The organism is Rubrivivax gelatinosus, from assembly GCF_004340905.1.
GTDB classification, from domain to species: domain Bacteria; phylum Pseudomonadota; class Gammaproteobacteria; order Burkholderiales; family Burkholderiaceae_C; genus Rubrivivax; species Rubrivivax gelatinosus.
In genome coordinates, this window is record NZ_SLXD01000012.1 from 145,945 (window position 1) to 170,027 (window position 24,083).

The following is a 24,083-nucleotide window of genomic DNA, read 5'->3' on the forward strand; positions in this document are numbered from 1 at the left end:
TCGGCTGCGAGCGGGTTCAGGACGGGCGTGGCCGCCAGCGCGCCAGCAGCCCCTTGAGGAAGCGCCAGAGCACGACGACGACGACGATGCACACGACGGTGGCCAGCGCGACGGCGACGATCGCCGCCACCGGGTGCTGCCAGGCCAGCCACAGCAGCGCCGGCACCATCGCGTCGCCGGCCAGCGACAGCGCGACGTTGCTGAAGGGCTCGGGCGAGGTGTTGGCCGCGGCGCGCACGCTGGCCTTGGCGGCGTGCGCGCTGGCCGCCAGCCCGCCACCCAGCAGCGCCGCGAGCAGCGTCCAGGTCGCCGAGTCGGCACCGATCGCCGCCGCGGCCAGCGCCGCGCCGGCGGGGATGCGCAGCAGCGTCTGCACGCCGTCCCAGACGGTGTCGACGGCGGGGATCTTGTCGGCCAGGAACTCGACCGCGCTCATCAGGCCGCTGGCGCCCAGCACCAGCGGCTGCTGCAGGATCTGCAGCCCCGGCGGCAGTTCGACCCAGCCGAGGAAACCGACGGCGCCGGTGATGAACAGCACCGCGTACAGGCGCAGCCCGCTGGCCCAGCCGAGTGCGGCGGCCAGCGCGACGAGCTGCGTCGTGTCCAGGTTCATCGCCAGGCCGGATCGCGTTTGCCGAGGAAGGCCGAGACGCCTTCGCGGCCTTCCGAGCCGGCACGCGCGTCGGCGATGCGGCGCGCGGTGTCGGCGCGCAGCGCGGCGTCGATCTCGCGGCCGGCCAGGTCCTGCACCAGGCGTTTGCAGGCGCGCACGGCCTGGGGGCCGTTGGCGGCGATGGTGGTGACGAGTTCGGCGACCTTGGCGTCCAGCGCCTCGGGTGCGACGCATTCGTGCACGAAACCCAGCGCCTTCGCTTCGGCGGCGCTGAAACGCTCCGCGGTGACGAAGAAGCGCCGCGCCGCCTGCTCGCCGAGCGCACGCACGACGTAGGGGCCGATCGTCGCCGGCAGCAGCCCGAGCCGGGCTTCGCTGAGGCAGAACTGCATGCCCTCCGCGGCGACGAGGATGTCGCAGACCGCGGCCAGCCCGACACCGCCGGCGTAGCAGTCGCCGTGCAGCCGGCCGATCACCGGTACCGGGCAGCGCCAGACGGTCCACAGCATCTCGGCCAGGCGCGCGGCGTCGGCCTGGTTCTCGTCCCAGGAGTAGCCGGCCATCGCACGCATCCAGCCCAGGTCGGCGCCGGCGCAGAAGGCCTTGCCGCGGCCACCCAGCACGACGACCCGCAGCGCCTCGTCGGCGGCGAAAGCGGCGAAGGCCGCCGTCAGCTCGGCGACGACGCCGTCGTTGAAGGCGTTGCGCACTTCCGGCCGGTTCAGCCAGACCTCGGCGACGGCGGCCGAGGGGCGTCGGATCTCCAGCGTGTCCATCGCGGCGCTCACATGCGGAAGACGCCGAAACGCGGCGTCTCGGGAATCGGCGCGTTGAGGCTGGCCGACAGCGCCAGCGCGAGCACCCGCCGCGTGTCGGCCGGGTCGATGATGCCGTCGTCCCAGAGCCGGGCGCTGGCGTAGTACGGATGCGCCTGGCGCGCGAACTGTTCGAGGATCGGCTGCCTGAAGGCCGCCTCGTCCTCGGCCGACCAGGCGCCGCCCTTGGCCTCGATGGCGTCGCGGCGCACGGTGGCCAGCACGCTGGCGGCCTGCTCGCCACCCATCACGCCGATGCGCGCGTTCGGCCACATCCACAGCAGCCGCGGGCCGTAGGCGCGGCCGCACATGCCGTAGTTGCCGGCGCCGAAGCTGCCGCCGATGATCACCGTGAACTTGGGTACCGTCGCCGTCGCCACCGCGGTGACCATCTTCGCGCCGTGTTTGGCGATGCCCTCGGCCTCGGCCTTGCGGCCGACCATGAAGCCGGTGATGTTCTGCAGGAACACGAGCGGCACGCGGCGCTGGCAGCACAGCTCGATGAAATGCGCGCCCTTCATCGCGCTCTCGGAGAACAGCACGCCGTTGTTGGCGACGATGCCCACCGGCATGCCCTCCAGGTGCGCGAAGCCGGTGACCAGCGTCGTGCCGTAACGCGCCTTGAACTCGTCGAACTCCGAGCCGTCGACCAGGCGCGCGATGACCTCGTGCACGTCGAAGGGCTTGCGCGCGTCGGTCGGGATGACGCCGTGCAGCTCGGCCGGGTCGAACAGCGGCGGCCGCGGCGGCTGCAGGCGCAGCGGGGCGGGCTTCTTCCAGTTGAGCTGGGCGACCACCGCGCGCGCGATCGCCAGCGCGTGCAGGTCGTTCTCGGCCAGGTGGTCGGCGACGCCCGACAGCCGCGTGTGCACGTCGCCGCCGCCCAGGTCCTCGGCGCTGACGACTTCGCCGGTGGCGGCCTTCACCAGCGGCGGGCCGCCGAGGAAGATCGTGCCCTGGTGGCGCACGATGATGGTCTCGTCGCTCATCGCCGGCACGTAGGCACCGCCGGCGGTGCACGAGCCCATCACGACGGCGATCTGCGGGATGCCCAGCGCCGACATCTGCGCCTGGTTGTAGAAGATGCGGCCGAAGTGATCCCGATCGGGGAAGACCTCGTCCTGGTTGGGCAGGTTGGCGCCGCCGGAGTCGACGAGGTAGACGCAGGGCAGGCGGTTCTCCTGCGCGATCTCCTGCGCACGCAGGTGCTTCTTCACCGTGACGGGATAGTAGGTGCCGCCCTTCACGGTGGCGTCGTTGCAGACGACCATGCACTCGACGCCGCTGACGCGGCCGATGCCGGCGATGAGCCCGCCGCCGGGCGCGGCGCCGTCGTACAGGCCGAGGCCGGCGAGCGCGCCGATCTCCAGGAACGGCGTGTCGGGGTCGAGCAGCATCTCGACGCGCTCGCGCGGCAGCAGCTTGCCGCGTGCCGCGTGCTTCGCACGCGCGGCCTCGCCGCCGCCCTCGGCGATGCGTGCAAGCTGGGCGTTCAGATCGCCGACGAGCTGGCGCATCGCCAGCGCGCTGGCCTGGAACTCCTCCGAGCGCGGGTTGAGCTGCGAGTTCAGGACCGGCACGGTGTCTCCTGGCAGGGTCGGCCGCCGGCGGGCGCGGCCGATTGACGTTTACGTTAACGTCAATTCTGGCAGCGCCCCGCCGCCCCCGCCTCAGGGACGGCCCGGAGACCGGGCGCCGCCGAGGTCGTTCCTCGGGTAAACGCACGCGCATGGGGCCGGGCGTAGCATGGGCTCATGTTGTGGTTCGAAGCGTCGCTCGCCGCCGTGGTGATCGCCGTGGCACTGGCGATGCGGCCCTGGCGCGGTGTCGGGCCTCAAGGGCCGCCCTGGCCCTGGCTGGCCTGGGCCGCCACCCTGCCGCTGATGTGGGGCGCCGACCGCTTCGCCGACAGCGCGGTCGCACAGCCGCTGTCCGGCGCCTGCCTGCTGATGCTGATGATGGGCTGGCCGCTGGCGGTGCTGGCGCTGGTGCCGGTCGCGCTGGTGACGATGTTCGCCGGCGGCCTGACACCCGAGGCCGGCCTCGAACGTTTCGTCTGGCTGGGCCTGGTGCCGGCGACGATGGCGGTCGTGCTCGGTGCCGCGGTGCGGCGCTGGCTGCCCAAGCACCTGTTCGTCTACATCCTGGGCCGCGGCTTCTTCGTCACCGCGGCCGCCGGCGCCCTGGCCGGTGCGCTGGCCGCAGCGCTGCACCCGCCGCCGAGCGGCCTGGGTGGCGACGATCTGGTGCTGGCCCGCTGGCTCGCCGCCTGGGGCGACGCCTGGCTGGCCGGCATCCTGGTCGCGATCTTCGTCGCCTTCCGCCCGCACTGGCTGGCGACCTACACCGACCGGCTCTACCTTCCGAAAGTGTGAGCCCCGGCCGCCTGGCGGCCCTTTGCAAGGCGCGCAGGGCCAGGGGCCCTGCTCTTCGCTAGGCGGCCGGGGCTCACAGTCAATCTCGCCAGAAGGCGGGCATGAACAGCACCAGCACAGTCAGCAGCTCCAGCCGCCCGACGAGCATCGCGAAAGCGCAGATCCAGGTCTGCAGGTCGCTCAGGCTGCCGTAGTTGACCGCCGGGCCGACCTCGCCGAGGCCGGGGCCGATGTTGTTGACGCAGGCGATGACGGCGGTGAAGGCCGTCACCGGCTCCAGCCCGGTGGCCAGCAGCGCCATCGTCAGGCCGACCAGCACCGCGCCGTAGGTCATCATGTAGCCGATGACGTTCTGCATCGTGCGGTCGCTGATCGCCCGGCCGTTGAGCACGACGGGGTTGACGACGTTGGGATGCACGATGCGCACGAACTCGTGGCGCGCCTGCTTGAGCAGCAGGATCAGCCGGACCATCTTGATGCCGCCGCCGGTCGAGCCGGCGCAGGTGGCGAAGCAGCCCAGCAGGATCATCCACAACGACGCGAACAGCGGCCACTGCGCGTAGTCGTAGGTCGCGTAGCCGGCGGTCGTGGCCACCGAGACGACGTGGAACACCGAGTGGCGCAGCGCCAGCGACAGGCTGTCGTAGGCGCCGCTGGCCCACAGGTACAGCGCGATGAGCACCGCGCTGCCGAGCACGACGAGGTAGAAGGCGCGCGCTTCGGCGTTGCGCCACAGCGGCGCCGGCGAACGCTCGCGCCAGACGACGTAGTACATCGTCAGGTTCACGCCCGACAGCATCATGAAGACGATCGCCACGGCCTCGATGTCGCGCGAGTTCCAGTGGCCGAAGCTGGCGTCGTAGGACGAGAAGCCGCCGAGGCTGACGGTGGAGCCCGTGTGCACGAAGGCGTCGAACCAGCTCATGCCGGCGGCACGGTAGGCCAGCGCGCAGGCCAGCGACAGCAGCACGTAGACGCCCCAGATCGCACGCGCGGTGTCGGCGATGCGCGGCGTCAGCTTGCTGTCCTTCATCGGGCCGGTGACCTCGGCGCGGAACAGCTGCGAGCCGCCGATGCCCAGCATCGGCAGGATGGCCACCGCCAGCACGATGATGCCCAGCCCGCCGACCCAGGTCATCAGGCAGCGCCAGACGTGCACCGCGCCGGGCATCGCGTCCAGCCCCGAGAAGGCCGTGCCGCCCGAGGCGGTGAGCGCCGAGACGGCCTCGAAGTAGACGTCGGTGACCGAAGCCTCGGGCAGCATCAGCGCCAGCGGCAGCGCGCCGAAGGCCGGCAGCACGGTCCAGGTCAGGCCGACGAGCAGGAAGCCGTCACGCGGCTGCAGGTCGCGTCGGAAGCGCCGCGTCATCAGGCTGGCGGCAGCGCCGATGGCGAAGCTGGTGGCCGCCGCCTTGACCAGCGCGTCGACGACCGGCTCGCCGGCATAGACGGCCCAGGCCAGCGGCACCAGCATCAGCAGCGAGAACCCCGCCACCATGCGGCCGATCAGCGCGACGACGGCAAGCGCATCCATCGCCGGGCTCAGAAGAAGAAGGTGGCCGACACCTGGAACAGGCGTTCGACCTCGCGCAGCAGGCGTTTGGTCGGCACGAAGACGATGACGTGGTCGCCGGTCTGCACCACCGTGTCGTGGTGGGCGATCAGCACCTCGGCGCGCGCGCGCTGGCGCCGGCCATCGGCGTCCTCCAGCCCGCGCACGATGGCGCCGACCTGGGCACCGGCCGGCAGCGCGATCTCGTCGATGCGCCGGCCGGCCATGCGGCAGGTCTTGCGGTCGCCGCGCACCACGCCTTCCAGCGCCTCGGCAGCGCCGTGGCGCAGGCTGTGCACGGCCTCGACGTCGCCGCGGCGCACGTAGGCCAGCAGCTCGCCGATGACGGTCTGCGCCGGCGAGATCGCGATGTCGATCTGCCCGCCCTGAACGAGGTCGGCGTAGGCCTGGCGGTTGATCAGCGAGAACACGCGCCGCGCGCCCAGCCGCTTGGCCAGCAGGCAGGCCATGATGTTGTCCTCGTCGTCGTCGGTCAGCGCGAGGAACAGGTCCATGTCGCGCACGCCTTCGCTTTCGAGCAGATCCTCGTCGGTGACGTCGCCCTCGAGCACCAGCACGGGCGCCGGCAGCTCGGTGGCCAGGTACTCGCAGCGCGTGCGGCCGCGTTCGATCAGCTTGATGCGGTAGGTGGCCTGCAGCTCGCGCGCCAGCCGCAGCCCGACCTTGCCCCCGCCACCGATCATCAGCCGGCGCACCGGCTCGACGCGCGGCGCCAGCGCGTGCAGCACGCGGCGGATGTCGGCGGTGGCGGCAAGCACGAAGACCTCGTCGCCGGGCTCGATGCGCGTGTCGCCGCCCAGCGGGTCGACGACCTTGTCGCCGCGGTAGACGGCGACCACGCGCATCGGCGCGCTGGGCGCCAGTGCGGGGATCTCCGACAGGCAGTGCTGCACCAGCGGCGCGCCGGGGCCGGCGCGCACCGCGATCAGGCTCACCAGCCCGTCGGCGAACTCCAGCACCTGCAGCGCCTCGGGGTACTCGATGAGCTTGCGGATGTAGGCGGTGACGCTCTGCTCCGGGCAGATCACCTGGTTGACCGCGAAGCCGCCGTCGCGGCCCAGCAGCGTGCTGCCGTCGACGAACTCGGGGCTGCGCAGCCGGGCGATCGTGGTCGGCACGCTGAAGGCGTCGTGCGCGACCTTGCAGGCGACGAGGTTGGTCTCGTCCAGCGGCGCGCACGAGATCAGCATGTCGGCGTCCTCGATGCCGGCTTCGCGCAGCACGCTGGGCTGGATCCCGTTGCCGACGACGCCACGCAGGTCCAGACGATCCTGCAGCTCGCGCAGCCGCGCGGGGTCGGTGTCGATGATCGTGATGTCGTTACGCTCCGACAGCAGACTCGCGGCGACGCTTTGCCCGACGCGCCCGGCGCCGAGGATCAGGATCTTCATGGCGGCGGATTATCGACAGTGGCCCAGGCGCCCGGATAGAGCCTATCGAGCACCGCACGCAAGGCCGCCGCGAGCGGCGTGCACAAGGCACGCGCCAGCGCCTGGGCGTCGCCGGCGTTGTCGTGGCGCGTGCTGCGCGCGGCCCACAGCGCGTCGATCTGCGGCGCCTGTGCGGCCAGCGCCTCGGCGACGACGGCGCGCCAGTGCGGCGGCGCCTCGCCCTGGGCCCATTCGCCGCGGCCGCGGCCGAAGTGGGCGACGGCCAGGTAACGCAGCAGCGCCGCCTCGGCCAGCGGCGCCATCGCCTCGGCGCTCCAGCTGGCGAAGCCGCGGTCGGTGCCGCGCACGACGTTGAGCCCGCGCGCGATGCCCGCGGCGCCCAGCGCGCCGAGCAGCCCGCCGGCGAGCATGCCGCCGCCCAGCGTCAGGCCGCCGGTGGCGAGGTCGGCCTTGAGCCCGGCGAGCGCGCCGCTCAGCACGCCGCCGACCAGCGCCGCGCGGCCCTCGCCGACACGCGCATGCAGCTCCACCTGGGCCGCGACGCGCTCGAGGATCTCGCGCTCGGCGCGCCCGTCCAGGCCGTGCAGCACGAGCAGCCGGCCGGTGCTGGCGCGCACTTCGGCGTCCAGCATGTCGGCCAGTGCGCGGCGCGCGGCGTCGGCGTCCTGCCGGCGCGCGAGCCAGCCGCCGTCGGCCAGCGGCGCGCGGGCGCAGGCGATTCGCGCCAGGCTGGCGGCGAGTTCGTCGACCGCGGCGTCGAAGGTCGCGCGCCGTGTCGCCGCCCAGGCCGCGGCCAGGCGCGACGCCGCGGCCCGCGCCTCGCCGTCGAGCACGTCGGCGATCGTGCGCAGCAGCACGCCCTCCTGCACCCAGCAGCGTGCGAAGGCATCCATCGGCAGCACCGCACGCACCGGCGCCTGGGCGGCCAGGCGCTGGCGCCAGCGCTCGACGTCGGCGGCCTCGGCCTCGGGGCCGCGCGGCGGGCCGAGCTGGTTGAGCAGCACGACGACCGGCTTGCCGATCCAGCCCAGCAGCTGCATCTCGGGGCCGACGTAGCCGGCGGCCTCGGGCGACTCGGCGGCGTTGACGAGGTAGAGCACGACGTCGCTGGTGTCGCGCACGTGGCGCAGCGCCTGCTGCGTGGCCCAGAACGGGCGGTCGCGCCAGCGGTCCCAGACCTCGCTGAGGAACCAGCCCAGCGCGCTGCCTTCGCGCCGCAGCCGGCCGACCAGGCGCACGGTGTCGCCGAAGCCGGGCGTGTCCCAGAGTTCGAGCACGTCGCCGGCCGGGCTCTGCAGCAGCGGGTGCATCTCGGCGAACTCGGTGACGTGCGGCGCGTCACGCACCTCGCCGATGTCGCGGCCGAGCAGCGTGCGTGCCAGCGTCGTCTTGCCGACGTTGGTGTGCGAGACCAGCGACAGGCGCAGGCGGGTCATCGGCCCAGCGCGCGTTTGATCGCCGCTTCGGCGGCGGCCGGTTCTCCGGCCTCCAGGTCGGCGCAGACCAGCGGCAGGCCCTGGGCGTCGGCCAGCGCCTGCCAGGCGGCGCGGCGCTGCGCCAGGCGTTCCGGGTAGGCACCGAAACGGCGGCGGAAGGCCGACTCGTCGGCCAGCAGCACCAGCGGCAGGTCGCGGCCGAGCGCGGCGGCGAAACGCCCCTGGGCCTCGGCCTCGGGCGTGGCGCCCAGGTCGAAGACGGCGATGCGCAGCGTGTCGCCGGGTTCGGGTTGCAGCGCACGCGCCGCGTCCTCGTCACCGAAGGCGGTGATGCGGCCGATGCGCAGCCGCAGCTCGTCGCCGAAGACGGCCGCCAGCAAGGCCCGCAGACCCAGCGCCGCCTGAGCACTGAGGCCGGCCGCGTAAGGCAGCACCTGGGCCTGGGCACGGGCGCCGAGCTGGTGCAGGCGCAGGCGCTCGAAGTACGGCTCGCCCAGAGGCAGCGGGAAGCGCCGCGACAGCGCCGCGGCACGCAGCGCGGCGACGCCGGCCAGCAGCAGCCGCGGCACGACGACGGCCAGCGCCAGCGTCGCGGCGTAGAGGTGGATCCAGTCGGCCGCCGGCGCCACCGCCACGGCGCCGGCCTGCAGCCGCAGCGGCGCGACGTCGGGCACGGCGATGCCGGTGACCAACGAGGCCGGCGCCAGCAGCGCCTGCAGCAGCGGCTGCACCACGCCGGGCTCGAGGAAGGTGCTCTGCCAGCCGGCGCGGTAGTCCAGCACCAGGCCACGCAGGTACAGGCCGGCGATCACGCCCGCCGCCAGCGCCGCCGCCGCGGCATGCAGCAGCGCCGTCGCACGTGCCAGCGACAGCGGCATCGCCTGCCGCGCCCACAGCGCGCCGACACCGGCACCGTCTCCGGCCCAGCGCCGCGCCAGCAGCGCGCGCAGCCCGGCCAGCGGGCGCGGCACCAGCAGGCCGACGTAGACGACGAGGTTCCAGGCGACGACGGCCCAGACCGGCGGCGCCAGCAGGTCGATGCGCTGCATCGAGCCGAAGTGGTCGACCGCGGCGCCCAGCACCAAGGCGGCGAACAGCACGCCGAAGCCCAGCGCGCCGCGGCGCGTGCCGCGCTCCAGCCAGCGCCGCGCCGCGGCGTCGCGCGGCAGCAGGCGTTCCAGCGCATGGCGCGTGCGTTCGACGATGAACCGCTCCGGCGGCGCCTCGGCGCCCACCGTCTGCTGCGCCAGCCGGGTGGCCCAGGCGCGGTCCTCGGCGGTCCACAGCGGCGAGTCGCCTGCGGACTCCGTGGCCTGGACCAGGACGACGCGGCGAGCCTCTTCTTCGGTCATTGCGCCGCACTGTAGCGCGGCGGCGCGGGCGAAGACCTCAGCCCTCGCGCGTGCAATCGCGCTCGGGCCTTCGGCAGGCGCAGAACGCCTTCCGGCGTCCTGCGTCCAGGCTCAGCCCTCGCGCGTGCAATCGCGCTCGGGCCTTCGGCAGGCGCAGAACGCCTTCCGGCGTCCTGCGTCCAGGCTCAGCTGCCGGCGGGACGCACGCGCAGCGTCGCGCGGCCGATCACGCAGGGTTTGCCGGCGACGCTGGCGCGGCCGTCGGCGTGCGCGATGACACCGCCGCGGCGCGAGGGCTCGAGCTGCGTGACGCGCCAGACGAGGTGCAGATCCTGCTCGGCGAAGACCGGCGCCTTGAAGGCGAAGTTGACGTTGAGCAGCAGCAGTTCGCGCTCGAGACCGTCGTCCGACCGCGAGAAACGCGAGGCCAGCAGCCCGAGCAGGCGCGAGACGGTCTGCTGGCCGCTGGCGATGACTTCGCCGAAATGCGCGCGCTCGGCAGCGGCGCGGTCGCGGTGCAGCGGGTTGGCGTCGCCCGACAGGCGCGCGAAGTCGGCGATCTCGTCGCGCGTGTAGCGCAGGCGCTCGTGGGCCTCTTCGCCGACCTCGATCAGCGGGCTGGTCTCGGACTCGGCATCGGCGGTTGCGGGCAGCGTGGCGAGGCGGTTCATCGACCCGGGGGCTCCTGGAGAAGGCCCCGGACGGAAGGCCCGGGGACGGTCTTCAGTCTGCCCGCAAGCCGGCCGGCGCCCAAGCCCGGTTGCGTAACACGGCATCACCAACCGCATCACGCAACGGGCTCCTGAAGCCGTCGCTTACAGGAGTTCGATGGCCATCGCGGTCGCTTCGCCGCCGCCGATGCACAGCGCGGCGACGCCGCGGTGCTGGCCACGCTGGCGCAGCGCGCCCAGCAGCGTGACGACGATGCGTGCGCCCGAGGCGCCGATCGGGTGGCCCAGCGCGCAGGCGCCGCCGTGCACGTTGACGATCTCGGGCGCCAGCCGGTACTCGTGCATCGCGGCCATCGTCACTGCGGCGAAGGCTTCGTTGACCTCCCAGAGCTCGACGTCGGCGGCCTTCCAGCCGGCCTTGGTCAGCGCCTTGCCGATCGCGCCGACCGGCGCCGTGGTGAACCACTCCGGCGCCTGGGCGTGCACGGCGTGCGAGACGATGCGCGCCAGCGGCTTGATGCCGTGGCGCGCGGCGGTCGACTCGCGCATCAGCACCAGCGCGGCGGCACCGTCGGAGATGCTGGAGGCGCTGGCGGCGGTGATCGTGCCGTCCTTCTTGAACGCCGGCTTCAGGCCCGGGATCTTGTCCGGGCGCGCCTTGAACGGCTGCTCGTCGCGGCGCACGACGGTCTCGCCGCCCTTGCCGGCGATCGTCACCGGGGCGATCTCCCAGTCGAAGCTGCCGTCCTCGTTGGCCTTCTTCGAGCGTTCGGTCGACGCGATGGCGAAGGCGTCCTGGGCCTCGCGGCTGAAGCCGTACTTGGCGACGCACTGCTCGGCGAACACGCCCATGGCCTTGCCGCGTTCGTAGGCGTCTTCGAGGCCGTCGAGCGCCATGTGGTCGTACATCGGCGCGGCGCCGTACTTGACGCCCTTGCGCGCGAACACGAGGTGCGGCGCGTTGGTCATGCTCTCCATGCCGCCGGCGACCAGCACCTCGGCGCTGCCGGCGGCGAGCATGTCGTGCGCGAACATCATCGTGCGCATGCCCGAGCCGCACATCTTGCTGAGCGTGACGGCGCCGGCCGAATCGGGCAGCCCGGCACGACGCAGCGCCTGGCGTGCCGGCGCCTGGCCCTGGCCGGCCATCAGGCAGTTGCCGAGCAGCACCTCGTCGACGGCGTCGCCGGGCACGCCGGCACGCTCGACCGCGGCCTTGACCGCGACGGCGCCCAGCTCCCAGGCCTGCAGCGCGGCGAAGTCGCCGAGCAGGCCGCCGATGGGCGTGCGCGCGGCCGAGGCGATGACGATGGATTCAGGCATCTCGTGTCTCCTGGTGTTGTCGTGGCAGGTCGCGCCGGCCGAGCGAAAACCGCTTGGACGGCTCGTAGGGGAAGACGTCGTGCACGTGGCCGGCGGCGATGCGCTCCTTGTGCGTCTGCCAGAACGCGGCGTCGAGCAGGTCGGCGTGGTGCGCCATGAACACCTCGCGCACCACCGGGTTGCCGAGCAGGAAGGGGCCGAAGGTCTCGGGGAACACGTCCTTCGGGCCGACCGAGTACCAGATCTCGCCCGACATCTCGTCCTCCTCGTGGCGCGGCGCGGGCACGCGGCGGAAGTTGCAGTCGGTGACGTACTCGATCTCGTCGTAGTCGTAGAAGACCACCTTGCCGTGGCGCGTGACGCCGAAGTTCTTCCACAGCATGTCGCCGGGGAAGATGTTGGCGGCCACCAGGTCCTTGATCGCGTTGCCGTACTCGACGACGGCATGCGCCACCTGGTCCGGCGGCGCCTCCTGCAGGAAGATGTTCAGCGGGATCATGCGCCGCTCGATGTAGAGGTGGCGGATGATCAGCATGTCGCCGTCCTCCTCGAGCAGGCTGCCGCAGAAGCGGCGCAGCTCGGCCACCAGCTCGTCCTCGAAGCGATGGCGCGGGAACGCGACGCTGCTGTACTCCAGCGTGTCGGCCATGCGCCCGACGCGGTCGTGCTGCTTGACGAGCAGGTACTTGGCCTTGATCTGCTCGCGCGTCGTCTCCTTCTGCGGCGGGTACTCGTCCTTGATGACCTTGAAGACGTACGGGAAGGACGGTAGGTCGAAGACCAGCATCACCATGCCCTTGATGCCCGGGGCGATGCGGAACCTGTCGCTGCTGTAGCGCAGGTGGGCCAGGAAGTCCCGGTAGAACATGTTCTTGCCCTGCTTCTGCAGGCCCAGCGCGCTGTAGAGCTCGGAGCGGTCCTTGTGCGGCATCATCGAGCGCAGGAACTGCACGCAGGCCGACGGCACCTCCATGTCGACCATGAAGTAGGCGCGCGCGAAGCTGAACAGCATCAGCAGGTCGTCCTCGCCGAACAGCGCCGCGTCGATGACCAGGCCGCGTTCGCCGTGCAGGATGGGCAGCGCGAACGGCGTCTCGTTGAAGCCGTTGATGATGCGGCCCACCAGGTAGGCGCCCTTGTTCCGGTAGAACAGGCTGGACAGCACCTGGATCTGGAAGTTGGCGCGCGGGCGAAAGCCCCCCAGCTCCGACAGCATCGCCTGCAGCACGCTCTCGACGTCGCGGTCCAGGTCCTCGAACGGCACGTCGAGCTGGAAGTTGTGCACGATGCGGTGCCAGGTCTCGCCCAGCGTGGTGTGCGTCGGGTAGTAGGCGCGGTAGGTCGGGCGCGTGCCGGGCTCGTCGCTCTCCAGGTACTCGGTGCTGATCGCCGGACGCACGAAGATGAAGTCGTTGTTGAAGTAGCTGCGGTGCAGCAGCTTGGCGGTCACCGAGTTGAAGAAGGTCTCGGCCAGCTCGGGCTGGCGGTGGTCGGTCAGCAGGCCGATGTAGTGCAGCTTGACCTGCTGCCAGGTGTTCATCGACAGCTCGGCGACGTGGAACTCGCCGCGCAGGCGCTGCACCGTCTCGGCGACGCGCAGGTCGTAGTACTCGATGCGCTCGCGCTGCGCGCGCTGCTGGCCGTGCCAGTCGGCGCGCTCGAAACGCTGCTTGGCGGCGGCGCTGGTCTCGCGGAACAGGCGGTAGTGGCGGTTGAAGCCCTCCAGCATCGCGCGCGCGATCTCGTACGCGCGGCCGTCCCCGAGATGGCGCGGGAACATCAGCCGTCCTGGAAACGCCGGTGCAGCGCCGCCAGCGCCGACTCGTAGGCCGGCTCGACGCCGTCGGGTCCCGAGGCCGTGATCGACAGGTCCTCCAGCAGCCCGTTGTGCAGGCCGTAGACCCAGCCATGCACGACGACCTCCTGGCCGCGCGCCCAGGCGTCCTCGACGATCGTCGTGCGGCAGACGTTGCGCGCCTGCTCGAGCACGTTGAGCTCGCACAGCGCGTCGACGCGCCGGTCGGCGCTGAGCCCGTCGAGGAAGCCGCGGTGGCGGTCGCGCACGTCCTGCACGTGGCGCAGCCAGTTGTCGACCAGGCCGACACGCAGGTTGCCGAGCGCGGCCATCACGCCGCCGCAGCGCGAGTGGCCGACGACCATGATGTGGCGCACGCGCAGCTGGTCGACCGCGTACTGCAGCACCGACAGGCAGTTCAGGTCGGTCGGCACGACGACGTTGGCGACGTTGCGGTGCACGAACAGGTCGCCCGGCAGCAGGCCGACCAGCTCGTTGGCCGGCACGCGGCTGTCGGCGCAGCCGATCCACAGGTACTGCGGTGTCTGCTGGTGCAGCAGCTTGGTGAAAAAACCGGGCTGGCGGCCCTCGATCTCGGTCGCCCAGGCGCGGTTGTTGGCGAAGAGGTCGGACAGCTTCTGGCTCATGGCGGCAGTCGTCGGGTGGGATGCAGGCGAGTTTACGCAGCCCGTGTTTCCCCCAGCCCTCAGGCCGTCTCGGCGAACAGCTCGCGGCCGATCAGCATGCGCCGGATCTCCGAGGTGCCGGCGCCGATCTCGTAGAGCTTGGCGTCGCGCCACAGCCGGCCCAGCGGGTAGTCGTTGATGTAGCCGTTGCCGCCGAAGATCTGGATGCCCTCGCCGGCCATCCAGGTGGCCTTCTCGGCGCACCACAGGATGACGCTGGCGCAGTCCTTGCGCACCCGGCGCACGTGGCCCGCGCCCAGCGCGTCGAGGTTCTTGCCGATCGTGTAGCAGAACGAGCGCCCGGCCTGCAGCACGGTGTACATGTCGGCCAGCTTGGCCTGGATGAGCTGGAACTCGCCGATGCTCTGGCCGAACTGCCGGCGTTCGTGCACGTAGGGCACGACGGCGTCCATCACCGCCTGCATGATGCCGATCGGCCCGGCGGCGAGCACCGCACGCTCGTAGTCCAGCCCGCTCATCAGCACCCGGGTGCCGCCGTTGAGCTCGCCGAGCACGTTCTCGGCCGGCACCTCGACGTCCTGGAAGACGAGCTCGCCGGTGTGGCTGCCGCGCATGCCCAGCTTGTCGAGCTTCTGCGCCACCGAGAAACCCTTCATGCCCTTCTCGACGATGAAGGCGGTGACGCCGCGGCCGCCGAGCTCGGGCTCGGTCTTGGCGTAGACCACCAGCGTGTCGGCGTCGGGGCCGTTGGTGATCCACATCTTGCTGCCGTTGAGCACGTAGACGCCGCCGCGCTCGACGGCGCGCAGCTTCATCGCCAGCACGTCGCTGCCGGCGCCGGGTTCGCTCATCGCCAGCGCGCCGACGTGCTCGCCGCTGATCAGCCTGGGCAGGTAACGCTGCCGCTGGGCCTCGCTGCCGTTGCGGCGGATCTGGTTGACGCACAGGTTGCTGTGCGCACCGTAGCTCAGGCCCACCGAGGCGCTGGCGCGCGAGATCTCCTCCATCGCGACCATGTGCGCGAGGTAGCCGAGGCCGGCGCCGCCGTAGTCCTCGGGCGCGGTGATGCCGAGCACGCCCAGCTCGCCCATCTTGCGCCACAGGTCCATCGGGAAACGGTCGCTGCGGTCGATCTCGGCGGCGCGCGGGGCGATCTCGGCGACGGCGAAGGCGCGCACCGCGTCGCGCAGCGCCTCGATGTCGTCGCCGAGCATGAAATCCAGGCCGGGCAGGCTCATGCTTGTCTCCAGGTGCGGCAGCCAGTCGATGCCGGCGGCTCGTTGATGTTGACGTTTACGTAAACGTCAATCTACCCGGCCCGGCGGCCCGGCTCAACGGGGGCTGACCCGAGCTCGTGGCGCCGGCGCCGCGGCCGCCAGCAGCGTGCGGCAGCGTTGCTCGTGCTGCACGATCTCGGCCAGCGTGACTTCCAGGTCCTCGCGCTGCTGCTCGAGCTGGCGCCGGTGCGCGGCCAGCGTGCCGAGGAAGGCCTCGAGCTGCTGCGCCGTGTCCGACGGCGAGTCGTACATGTCGACGAGCTGCTTGATCTCCTGCAGCGAGAAACCCAGGCGCTTGCCGCGCAGCGTGAGCTTGAGCCGCGTGCGGTCGCGCGCCGCGTAGACGCGCTGGCGGCCCTGGCGCCCGGGCGTCAGCAGGCCGACGTCCTCGTAGAAGCGGATCGCACGCGGCGTGACGTCGAACTCGTGCGCGAGTTCGGTGATGGTGTAGGTGCGGCTGCCGGCGCGCGTCGTATCCATGGGCGAGTGACGTTGACGTCAACGTAAAGCGGAACGCCCGACTGTAAGCCGCGGCAGGCGAACGAGCCCTGGGGCCGGCCCGGAGGCGGCACACGAACACAAAGGCGAGGAGGAGGCGGCGGCGGACGCACGCGGGTCGGGGTAGTCGAGCGGGCAGCGGACCCCTTGCAGGATCCGCCGCCACTCGCCGGTTTCATTGAACCGTTCCCTGCGCCGACGGTGATGACAGCGTTGTTCCAAAGTGTGACGCAAGACATCTCCGCCGCCCATACACCGGTGAACGGAATCCGCCCCCAAACCTTTGCAGGTTGCAGCCTTCCAGCTTGACACGAGTCAATCAGGCCGATTCAGTCGAAGACCGGCAGCACCTCGTGACGCAGCGCGCCGCGCGCCTGCTCGTAGTCGGGCATGACCGAACGCACGACACCCCAGAAGGCCGCGCTGTGGTTCATCTCGCGCAGGTGGGCCAGCTCGTGGGTGACGACGTAGTCGACGACCGGCAACGCGAAGTGCACCAGGCGCCAGTTCAGGCGGATCGAACCGTCGGCACTGGCGCTGCCCCAGCGCGTGGCAGCCGAACTCAGCGTCAGCCGGCCGACCCTGACGCCGAGCTGCGGCGCAAAGCGCGCGATGCGCTCCTCGAAGATGCGGCGCGCCTGGCGCTGCAGCCAGCTCTGCACCGCGTCGCGCCATTGCTCGCGTGTCGCGCCCTGCGGCAGGCCCAGGCGCAGCGTGCCGCTGTCGGCGTCGAGCACCGCGCCGCTGGCCATCGGGTCCAGGCGCAGCACGAGCTCGCGGCCGAGGAAGGGAATCGTCGCGCCGTCGCGCCAGTCCACGCGGGCCGCAGCCAGGCGGCGGCCGCGTTCACGCTGCTCGTGCAGCTTGCGCAGGATCCAGTCGGCCTTGGCGCGCAGCGCGGTGTCGATGTCGGCCGCCGCCACCCAGCGCGGCGCGCTGACGCTCAGGCCCTCGGCGCCGACGACGAAGCCGATGCTGCGCCGGCGCGCACGGCGCAGCTCGTAGCCGACGAGGTGTTCGCCGAGCCGGATCTCGCGCTGCGCGCGTGGATGCAGGAAACCGACCGGCGACGGCGCCGCCGCACGCGCGGCCGGAGGCGGCGAGGTGGGCTCAGGCGGCGCGTCGAACAAAGAGAGCTGGCTCGCGGACGCGGCGTCGGGCACGGGCGGCATGTCCCGATTCTAGGAAAGCCGCTTCAGGTCTCGCGATAGGGGGCGAACAGGTCGCGCAGCGGCGTCGGTGGAACGGCTTCGCCGACGCTCAGCGAGCGCTCGATCTCCGACAGGTGGCGGCGCATCTCGCCGGCCGCGCCGCTGCCGGCGCCGGCCAGCGCCGTCAGCAGCCCGGTGTGGGTGTGCGCGGCGCAGGTGCGTGCACTGCCGCCCTGGTACAGCGCGATCAGCAGCGAGGTCGTCGGCAGCAGTTCGTCGAGCAGGCGCACGAAGACCGGGTTGCCGGCGAAACGAGCCAGCGCGCGGTGGAACTCGCCCGACAGCCGGATCGCCGCCGGCGCGTCGCCGCGCGCCTCGGCCTCGGCTTCCTGGCGCACCAGCGCGTCGAGTTCGGCGCGCTGCGCGGCGCTCAGCTTGCCGGCCAGGCGGCGCGCCAGCTCGCATTCGACGACGCGGCGCGCGTCGAACACCTGCGCGGCCTGCTCGCGCGTGGGCTGCGGCACACGCGCGCCGCGGTTGTGCTCCAGTTCGACGACCTGGTCCTGGCCCAGCCGGTGCAGCGCCTGGCGCACGACGGTGCGCGAGACGCCGAATCCCTCCGCCAGCTCCACCTCGCGCAGCCGCGTGCCGGGCGCCAGCCGGTGCTCGACGATCGCCGCGTGGATCGTGTCGTAGACGCGCTGTGTCGCCGTCGCGGCCGCGGGCGTGGCGGTCTTCATGCGCCGCCTCCGCGCCGGCGCCAGGCCCAGACCACGGCCAGCGTCGCGCCGACGACGAGGAAGGAGACCACCGTCGTCACCGTGCCCAGCGCGTAGATGACCGGCGTCGTCACCGTCGTCGTCAGGCCCTGCAGTTCCAGCGGCAAGGTGTTGAGGTCGCCCATCGCCTGCGAGGAGCGTGCGATCTCGTCCCAGGACAGCGTGAAGCCGAACATGCCGATGCCGACCAGGCTGGGGCCGATCAGCGGCAGCACGACGTGCAGCAGGCTCTGGCGCGGGCTGGCGCCGAGGTCGCGTGCGGCTTCCTCGTAGGCCGGGTTGAAGCGGTTGAAGACGGCAAACATGATCAGAAGGCCGAAAGGCAGGGTCCAGGTGAGTTGTGCGCCCAGCCCCGAGCTGAACAGCCCCAGCGTGCTGACGAAGTTCTCGGCCAGCGAGGGCGCGTGCGCCTCCAGCCAGCCGCGCAGCACGCCGTCGAGCAGCCGGAACATCAAGCCGATGCCCAGCGAGACGACGATGGACGGCATGATCAGGCTGGCGACGACGATATAGAAAAGCGCCGTGCCGCCAGGCAGGCGCTTGCGGTAGGCCAGGCCGGCAGCGAGCGACAGCGCCACTGTCAGCGCCATGACGACCGCTCCCAGCGCCAGCGAGCGCCGGAAGGCGGCGCCGATGTCCACCGTGCCGATGCCCTCCCAGAGCTGGCGGAACCAGTGCAGCGAGACACCGCGCAGCGGGAAGGTGAGCCCGCCTTCGGGCCCCTGGAAGCTGAGCACGAAGATCGCGAACATCGGGCCGTAGAGGAAGAGCACGAAGGCGCAGAAGAACAGCGCGAGCAGCCAGAAGCTGGCGGGGCGCGGGCGGCGTTCGGCGGCCATCTAGAGCTCCTTGCGCAGGTCGACGAGGCGCATCAGCGCGACGATCATCATCAGCACCACCGCCAGCAGCACGACGGCATTGGCCGCCGCGGCCGGGAACTGCAGGTAGCTGGCCTGCACCTGGATCGTCTTGCCGACCGAGGCGATCTGCTGGCCGCCCATCACGCCGACGGTGACGAAGTCGCCCATCACCAGCGCGACGACGAAGATCGAGCCGATCAGGATGCCGGTCTTGCTGAGCGGCAGCACGACGTGGCGCACGGTCTGCCACGGCGTCGCGCCGGCGTCGCGTGCGGCCTCGATCAGCGAGCGGTCGATGCGCATCATCGAGTTGAAGATCGGCACGATCATGAACATCGTGTACAGGTGCACGAAGGCCAGCACGACCGAGAAGTCGGAGTACAGCAGCCACTCGACCGGCTGGTCGACGAGGCCGATGCCGAGCAGCGCGTCGTTGACCAGGCCGTTGCGGCCCAGCAGCGGGATCCACGAGATCATGCGGATCACGTTGCTGGTCCAGAACGGCACGGTGCAGACGATGAAGAGCAGCGTCTGCACCAGCGTCGAGCGCACGTGAAACGCGAGGAAATAGGCGACCGTGAAGCCGACGACGCCGGTGATCACCCAGGTCAGCAGCGCGAACCTCAGCGTCGAGCCGTAGGTGCTCAGCGTGACGCAGAGATCGTCGGCACCGCCGCCGCAGCCGGAGAACAGGTCCAGATAGGCCTGCGGCGTGAACGCCGGGATCAGCTCGTAGTCGGTCGCCTGCCAGAAGCTGACGGTGACGATCAGCGCCAGCGGGATGAGAAAGAAGACGGCGAACACCGCCGCCAGCGGCAGCGCCTGAAGCCAGCTGAGCAGCGCGGTCCGCCGCGCGACCAAGCTGGCGCCGCGGAACTGGCTCTGCCAGGCCGCTGGCGCCGCCCCCCTGGGGGGGAGCGCCGAAGGCGCTTCGGGGGGGGGCGTCAAGCCGCGACGAACTCGTTCCACTTCTGCACCATGTACTGGTTCTCGTCCATGATCGAGTTCCAGCACGCGATGCCGCCCATGCGCGCCTCATAGCTGCCGCCGTCGCGCACGCTGCCGGCCTTGGCCAGCAGGTCGCCGGTGGGGCTCTTGATGTCCTTGGCGGCGGGCTTGCCTTCCATCCAGTAGGCCCACTCGTAGGCTTCCATCTTGGCCTTGGCGGTGTCGAGCACGGCGCTGTAGTAGCCCTGGCGGTTGAGGTAGGCGCCGGCCCAGCCGTCGAGGAACCAGTTGATGAACTCGTAGGCCGCGTCGGCCTTGCGGCCATTCAGCGTGCGCGGGATGCCGAAGCCGGCGGCCCAGGCGCGGTAGCCTTCCTTCAGCGGCTGGAACACGCAGGGGATGCCCTTGGTGCGCACCGCGGTCACCGCCGGCGACCACATCGACTGGATCACGACCTCGCCCGAGGCCATCAGGTTGACGCTCTCGTTGAAGTCCTTCCACAGCGCGCGGAACTGGCCGGCGCGCTTGGCTTCGATCAGCGTCTTGATCGTGAGGTCGATCTCCTTCTTGGTCATGTTCCCCTTGTCGGGGTACTGGTAGAGGCCCATCGCCTCGACGACCATCGCCGCGTCCATGATCCCGATCGACGGGATGTTGAGGATCGCCGCCTTGCCCTTGAACTCGGGGTTCAGCAGTTCCTTCCAGCTCTCGATCGGGCGCTTGATCAGGTCGGGGCGGATGCCCAGCGTGTCGGCGTTGTAGACCGTCGGGATCAGCGTCATGTACGGGGTCGGCGCGGCGGAGAAGGTCTTCGCGTCGGGCTTGTCCAGGTACATCACCTTCTTCGGCGCCGTGCCCTGGTCGCCGACCTTCCTGCCGCCGACCGTGCCCTGGGTGAAGAGCGTCGTGATCTTGTCGGCGTTCTTGATGCGCCTGGTGTCGATGCCCAGCAGGTTGCCGGTCGGCAGGATCTTCTTCAGGCTGAAGTACTCGGTGTCGATCAGGTCGAACGAGTTCGGCGCCGTCACCGCGCGCTTGGTGACGTCGTCGGTGGTCACCGCGATGTACTGGATCTTGATGCCGGTGTCGGCCTCGAACTTCTCGGCGATGCGGCGGTCCTGGTTGACCGCGGTGCCGAGGTAGCGCAGCGTGATCTTCTCCTGCGCGTGCACGTAGGGGAAACCGGCCAGGCCGACGCCGGCGGCGCCGGCCATCTTCAGGACCTGGCGGCGCGAGGTGCCGGCCGCACGTGGTTGATCGCTCATCGAGGGTGCTCCTGGGGGTGAGGTGATGTCAGGCTTCGAGCGGGTGCGCTTCGGCTTCGGGCCAGCGCATGGCCAGTCGCTGCCCGGGCTCGAACGGGCGCGCGTGGAAATCGGCATCGGACAGCGCCGCGGTCCAGGTGTGGACCGGCGCCTCGTCGTCAGCGGCGTCTGCGACGTCAGCGGTGTCGCCCAGGGCCTGCACGTGCACCTGCACCTGCGCGCCCTGGTATTCGATCGCCTGCACCGTGACCGGCACGCCGTCGCCGTCGAAACCCAGGCGCACGCGGTCGCTGCGCACCGCCACCTTGCCGGCCGGCGTCTCGATGACGTTGTGCGCGCCGATGAAACGCGCGACGAATTCGGTGCGCGGGCGCTCGAAGACCTCGCGCGCGCTGCCGGCCTGCTCGATGCGGCCGTGGTTCATCACGACGACCAGGTCGGCCAGCGCCATCGCCTCTTCCTGCGAGTGCGTGACGTGCACGAAGCTCATGCCCAGCTCCTGGTGCCAGCGCTTGAGCTCGGCGCGCATCTTCAGGCGCAGGAAGGGGTCCAGCGCCGACAGCGGCTCGTCGAGCAGCAGCACGCGCGGACGCATCATCAGCGCGCGCGCCAGCGCCACACGCTGCTGCTGGCCGCCCGACAGCGCCGCCGGCAGGCGCGCCGCGTACGGCGTCATCGCCACCAGCTCCAGCAGTTCACGCGCCCTTGCCTCGCGTTCCGCGCGTGCGACGCCTTTCATCTTCGCGCTGAAGGCGACGTTGTCGAGCACCGTCAGGTGCGGGAACAGCGCGTAGCTCTGGAACATCATCGCCGTGCCGCGTTCGGCCGGCGACAGGTGCGTGACCTCGCGGCCGGCGACGATGACGTGGCCCGAGGTCGGCGTCTCGTGGCCGGCGATCATGCGCAGCGTCGAGGTCTTGCCGCAGCCCGAGGGCCCGAGCAGGCAGCAGTAGCTGCCGCCGGCGATCTTCAGCTCGATGCCGGCCACGGCGACCGCGTCGCCGTAGTGCTTGGCGAGCGCTGCGAGTTCCAGGTCGGTGCGGGTACTCATCGACGCCGGCCGAACGCAACGAGCGTGCCAGAAGCCGGGGCCCGGGCCCGCCCCTTGCAGAAGGGGTTTTGTCGACAGTCGGGCACCAAGCGCGTGCTCACCAGCCCGGTGAAACACGCACCAGCCCGGCCACTTTGTATGCAAACTGCACCGCGATGGACGGAAGGCGGACGATGAGACTGCTGCTGCTGAACCCCAACACCTCGGCCGCGATGACGGCGGCGATCGCCGCCGCGGCGCGCGAGGTCGCCGCGCCCGGCACCGAGATCGTCGCGCGCCAGCCGAGCTTCGGCCCGGCGTCGATCGAGGGCCATTTCGACGACGCCTTCGGCGCCGCCGGCGTCGCCGAGCAGGCGCGGCTGGCGGCCGGCGAAGGCTTCGACGCCACCGTCATCGCCTGCTTCGGCGACCCGGGTGTCGACGCCGCGCGCGAGGTGCTGGCCGGCCCGGTGCTGGGCGTCGCCGAGGCCGCCTTCCACGCCGCGGCGATGCTGGCCACCGGCTTCTCGGTCGTGACGACGATGACACGCACCTGCGTCATCGCCGAGCGCCTGGTGCAGCGCTACGGCTTCGAGCGCGTCTGCCGCGGCATCCACGGCACCGACATCCCGGTGCTGGACCTGGAGGCGGCCGGCGAGGCGCTGGTCGACACGCTGGAAGCCGCCGCAAGGCGCGCGCTGGCGGCCGACCGCAGCGAGGCCGTCGTGCTGGGCTGCGCCGGCATGGCCGGGCTGGCCGCCACGCTGCAGGCGCGGCTGGGCGTGCCGGTCGTCGACGGCGTCGCCGCCGCGGTCAAGTTCGCCGAGGCGCTGGCGGCGCTGGGGCTGAAGACGCCGAAGACCGGCGACTACGCGTCGCCGCGGTCCAAACCCTGGGCCGGCTGGGCGGCGGGTTTCGGCGTGTAGGCCTCGGGGTCCAGGCGGCGCATCTCGGCCTCGATCCAGGCTTCGACCTCGCGCATCAGCTCGTCGGGCTGGCGGCCGGCGGAATCGATGGGCGCGCCGATCGAGACCTCGACCAGACCGGGCCGCAGCAGCATGCTCCGGGCCGGCCAGCAGCGGCCGGCGGCCACGGCGATCGGCACGATGGGCACGCCGGCAGTGATGGCCAGGCGCGCGGCGCCGGTCTTGTAGGCGCCCTGGGTGCCACGCCGCGTGCGTGTGCCCTCGGGGAACATGATCACCCAGTTGCCCAGGTCGAACAGGCGCCGGCCCTGTTTGGCCACCTTGTTCCAGGCCTCGGCGCGGCGCGAGCGGTCGATGTGGATCATGTCCAGACGCGCCAGCGCCCAGCCGAAGAACGGCACCCACAGCAGCTCACGCTTGAAGACGTAGGCGATCGGATGCGGCATCAGCATCGGCAGCGCGAAGGTCTCCCAGGTCGACTGGTGCTTGGCGGCGAGCACGACGGCCGAGTAGCGGTCGGCGCGTGTCGGCACGTTCTCGATGCCGTGCACGCGCCAGGCGACACCGCAGATGACACGCGCGCTGCGGATCGCCAGCGTCACCCAGCCGACGCAGATGCGGTAGCAGACGCGTTTGGGCGCGACCAGCGAGGCCAGCAGCAGCACCGTCGCCCAGGGCGCGACGGTCAGCGTCAGCCAGGCCCAGTACAGCGCCGAGCGCGCCAGCCCGCCGGCGCGCATCAGCTGCGGTCTCCCGCGGCGGCCTCCTGCGGCTGGCTGCGGTCGCGCTGCAGCACGTAGTCGACGAAGGCCGACAGGCTGGCGTGGGCGCGCGCGCCCGGCACCTGGTGCAGCGTGTGGTGCAGCTGCTCGTCGTCGAGCGCGGCGGCGCGGCCGGAGAGGATCAGGTGCGGCTCGCAGCCGGCGGCGCGCGCGGCGACGAGGTCACGCACCGTGTCGCCGGCCATCGGCACGCTCTTCAGGTCGACGCCGTAGCGCCGGCCGACCTCCAGCAGCAAACCCGGCAGCGGCTTGCGGCAGTCGCACTGCTCCTCGGGCGTGTGCGGGCAGAAGAACACCGCGTCGAAGCGCCCGCCCAGCGCCGCGAGCTGGCGCTGCATGTGGGCGTGCACGGCGTTGACCGAGACCATGTCGATCATGCCGCGGCCGATGCCGGCCTGGTTGGTGGCCAGCACGACGTGCCAGCCGGCGTGGTTCAGCCGCGCAACGGCCTCCAGCGAGCCCTTGATCGTGACCCATTCCTCGGGCCCCTTGACGTGATCCTCGCGGTACTCGTTGAGGATGCCGTCGCGGCCCAGGATCACGAGCTTGAGCGACGGCGCAGGCATGGCTGTCTCC

23 protein-coding genes are annotated in these 24,083 nt (G+C 71.5%); 2 read left to right on the forward strand and 21 right to left on the reverse strand.

Translation table 11 applies throughout. The features are described from left to right. Window positions 1–16 precede the first annotated feature (16 nt). Genes EV684_RS18385 through EV684_RS18395 form a run of 3 tightly spaced genes read right to left on the reverse strand, consistent with a single transcriptional unit; the run spans window position 17 to window position 3,008 of the window. Complete coding sequence (locus tag EV684_RS18385; RefSeq protein WP_132648748.1) at window positions 17–613, reverse strand: DUF4126 domain-containing protein; 597 nt, start codon at window positions 611–613, stop codon at window positions 17–19. Then, window positions 610–1,389: an enoyl-CoA hydratase/isomerase family protein gene (locus tag EV684_RS18390; RefSeq protein ID WP_132648749.1), complete on the reverse strand. Its 780-nt coding sequence runs from the start codon at window positions 1,387–1,389 to the stop codon at window positions 610–612. Before EV684_RS18390 ends, EV684_RS18385 begins: the two co-directional genes overlap by 4 nt. Window positions 1,390–1,397: 8 nt before the next feature. Continuing rightward, window positions 1,398–3,008, reverse strand: a complete 1,611-nt coding sequence (locus tag EV684_RS18395) for a carboxyl transferase domain-containing protein (protein ID WP_132648750.1) — start codon at window positions 3,006–3,008, stop codon at window positions 1,398–1,400. A 174-nt stretch (window positions 3,009–3,182) separates the two neighbouring features. Here EV684_RS18395 and EV684_RS18400 point away from each other — a divergent pair, with 174 nt between their 5' ends. Beyond that, window positions 3,183–3,803, forward strand: coding sequence for a hypothetical protein (locus EV684_RS18400; protein WP_132648751.1), 621 nt, complete (start codon window positions 3,183–3,185; stop codon window positions 3,801–3,803). Window positions 3,804–3,882: 79 nt separating this feature from the next. Here EV684_RS18400 and EV684_RS18405 read toward each other — a convergent pair whose 3' ends face one another. The 16 genes from EV684_RS18405 to EV684_RS18480 all read right to left on the reverse strand — a co-directional run bounded on the left by EV684_RS18405 (window position 3,883) and on the right by EV684_RS18480 (window position 21,820). Then, window positions 3,883–5,337 (reverse strand): TrkH family potassium uptake protein, encoded by a 1,455-nt coding sequence (locus tag EV684_RS18405; RefSeq protein ID WP_132648752.1) that lies wholly within the window; start codon window positions 5,335–5,337, stop codon window positions 3,883–3,885. A gap of 8 nt (window positions 5,338–5,345) precedes the next feature. Beyond that, window positions 5,346–6,767: a Trk system potassium transporter TrkA gene (gene trkA, locus EV684_RS18410; RefSeq protein ID WP_132648753.1), complete on the reverse strand. Its 1,422-nt coding sequence runs from the start codon at window positions 6,765–6,767 to the stop codon at window positions 5,346–5,348. Continuing rightward, entirely contained in the window at window positions 6,764–8,203 is a 1,440-nt protein-coding gene (locus EV684_RS18415) for a DUF3482 domain-containing protein (RefSeq protein WP_132648754.1), read from the reverse strand. The genes trkA and EV684_RS18415 overlap by 4 nt, the downstream gene beginning before the upstream one ends. Next, window positions 8,200–9,555, reverse strand: coding sequence for a DUF2868 domain-containing protein (locus tag EV684_RS18420; protein ID WP_132648755.1), 1,356 nt, complete (start codon window positions 9,553–9,555; stop codon window positions 8,200–8,202). The genes EV684_RS18415 and EV684_RS18420 overlap by 4 nt, the downstream gene beginning before the upstream one ends. A gap of 185 nt (window positions 9,556–9,740) precedes the next feature. After that, window positions 9,741–10,226, reverse strand: a complete 486-nt coding sequence (locus EV684_RS18425) for a MaoC family dehydratase (RefSeq protein ID WP_165908529.1) — start codon at window positions 10,224–10,226, stop codon at window positions 9,741–9,743. Between the two features lie 144 nt (window positions 10,227–10,370). After that, entirely contained in the window at window positions 10,371–11,549 is a 1,179-nt protein-coding gene (locus EV684_RS18430) for an acetyl-CoA C-acyltransferase (RefSeq protein ID WP_132648757.1), read from the reverse strand. Further along, a complete protein-coding gene (gene aceK, locus EV684_RS18435; protein WP_132648758.1) occupies window positions 11,542–13,329 on the reverse strand; it encodes a bifunctional isocitrate dehydrogenase kinase/phosphatase in 1,788 nt (595 codons plus the stop codon). Before aceK ends, EV684_RS18430 begins: the two co-directional genes overlap by 8 nt. Beyond that, window positions 13,329–13,991, reverse strand: a complete 663-nt coding sequence (gene can, locus EV684_RS18440) for a carbonate dehydratase (protein ID WP_132648759.1) — start codon at window positions 13,989–13,991, stop codon at window positions 13,329–13,331. The genes aceK and can overlap by 1 nt, the downstream gene beginning before the upstream one ends. A 59-nt stretch (window positions 13,992–14,050) precedes the next feature. After that, window positions 14,051–15,229, reverse strand: coding sequence for an isovaleryl-CoA dehydrogenase (locus EV684_RS18445; protein WP_132648760.1), 1,179 nt, complete (start codon window positions 15,227–15,229; stop codon window positions 14,051–14,053). 93 nt (window positions 15,230–15,322) lie between these two features. Continuing rightward, complete coding sequence (locus EV684_RS18450; protein ID WP_132648761.1) at window positions 15,323–15,748, reverse strand: MerR family transcriptional regulator; 426 nt, start codon at window positions 15,746–15,748, stop codon at window positions 15,323–15,325. A 347-nt stretch (window positions 15,749–16,095) separates the two neighbouring features. Next, window positions 16,096–16,938: a M48 family metallopeptidase gene (locus EV684_RS18455; RefSeq protein WP_132648762.1), complete on the reverse strand. Its 843-nt coding sequence runs from the start codon at window positions 16,936–16,938 to the stop codon at window positions 16,096–16,098. A gap of 23 nt (window positions 16,939–16,961) precedes the next feature. After that, a complete protein-coding gene (locus EV684_RS18460; RefSeq protein ID WP_132648763.1) occupies window positions 16,962–17,657 on the reverse strand; it encodes a GntR family transcriptional regulator in 696 nt (231 codons plus the stop codon). Further along, window positions 17,654–18,535: an ABC transporter permease gene (locus tag EV684_RS18465; protein ID WP_132648764.1), complete on the reverse strand. Its 882-nt coding sequence runs from the start codon at window positions 18,533–18,535 to the stop codon at window positions 17,654–17,656. The genes EV684_RS18460 and EV684_RS18465 overlap by 4 nt, the downstream gene beginning before the upstream one ends. Continuing rightward, window positions 18,536–19,417, reverse strand: a complete 882-nt coding sequence (locus tag EV684_RS18470; RefSeq protein WP_132648765.1) for an ABC transporter permease — start codon at window positions 19,415–19,417, stop codon at window positions 18,536–18,538. Window positions 19,418–19,500: 83 nt separating this feature from the next. Next, on the reverse strand, window positions 19,501–20,769 hold the full coding sequence (locus EV684_RS18475; protein WP_132648766.1) for an ABC transporter substrate-binding protein: 1,269 nt from the start codon (window positions 20,767–20,769) through the stop codon (window positions 19,501–19,503). A 28-nt stretch (window positions 20,770–20,797) separates the two neighbouring features. Next, window positions 20,798–21,820: an ABC transporter ATP-binding protein gene (locus EV684_RS18480; RefSeq protein ID WP_132648767.1), complete on the reverse strand. Its 1,023-nt coding sequence runs from the start codon at window positions 21,818–21,820 to the stop codon at window positions 20,798–20,800. 173 nt (window positions 21,821–21,993) lie between these two features. Between EV684_RS18480 and EV684_RS18485 the strand changes: the two genes are divergently transcribed. Continuing rightward, a complete protein-coding gene (locus EV684_RS18485) occupies window positions 21,994–22,725 on the forward strand; it encodes an aspartate/glutamate racemase family protein (protein WP_132648768.1) in 732 nt (243 codons plus the stop codon). Here the strand turns inward: EV684_RS18485 and EV684_RS18490 are convergent. Further along, window positions 22,668–23,465 carry a lysophospholipid acyltransferase family protein gene (locus EV684_RS18490; protein ID WP_132648769.1) on the reverse strand — a complete coding sequence of 266 codons (798 nt, stop codon included), beginning with the start codon at window positions 23,463–23,465 and terminating at the stop codon, window positions 22,668–22,670. The two genes, EV684_RS18485 and EV684_RS18490, sit on opposite strands and share 58 nt — an antisense overlap. Next, window positions 23,465–24,073, reverse strand: a complete 609-nt coding sequence (gene gmhB, locus EV684_RS18495; RefSeq protein WP_132648770.1) for a D-glycero-beta-D-manno-heptose 1,7-bisphosphate 7-phosphatase — start codon at window positions 24,071–24,073, stop codon at window positions 23,465–23,467. The genes EV684_RS18490 and gmhB overlap by 1 nt, the downstream gene beginning before the upstream one ends. Window positions 24,074–24,083 lie beyond the last annotated feature (10 nt).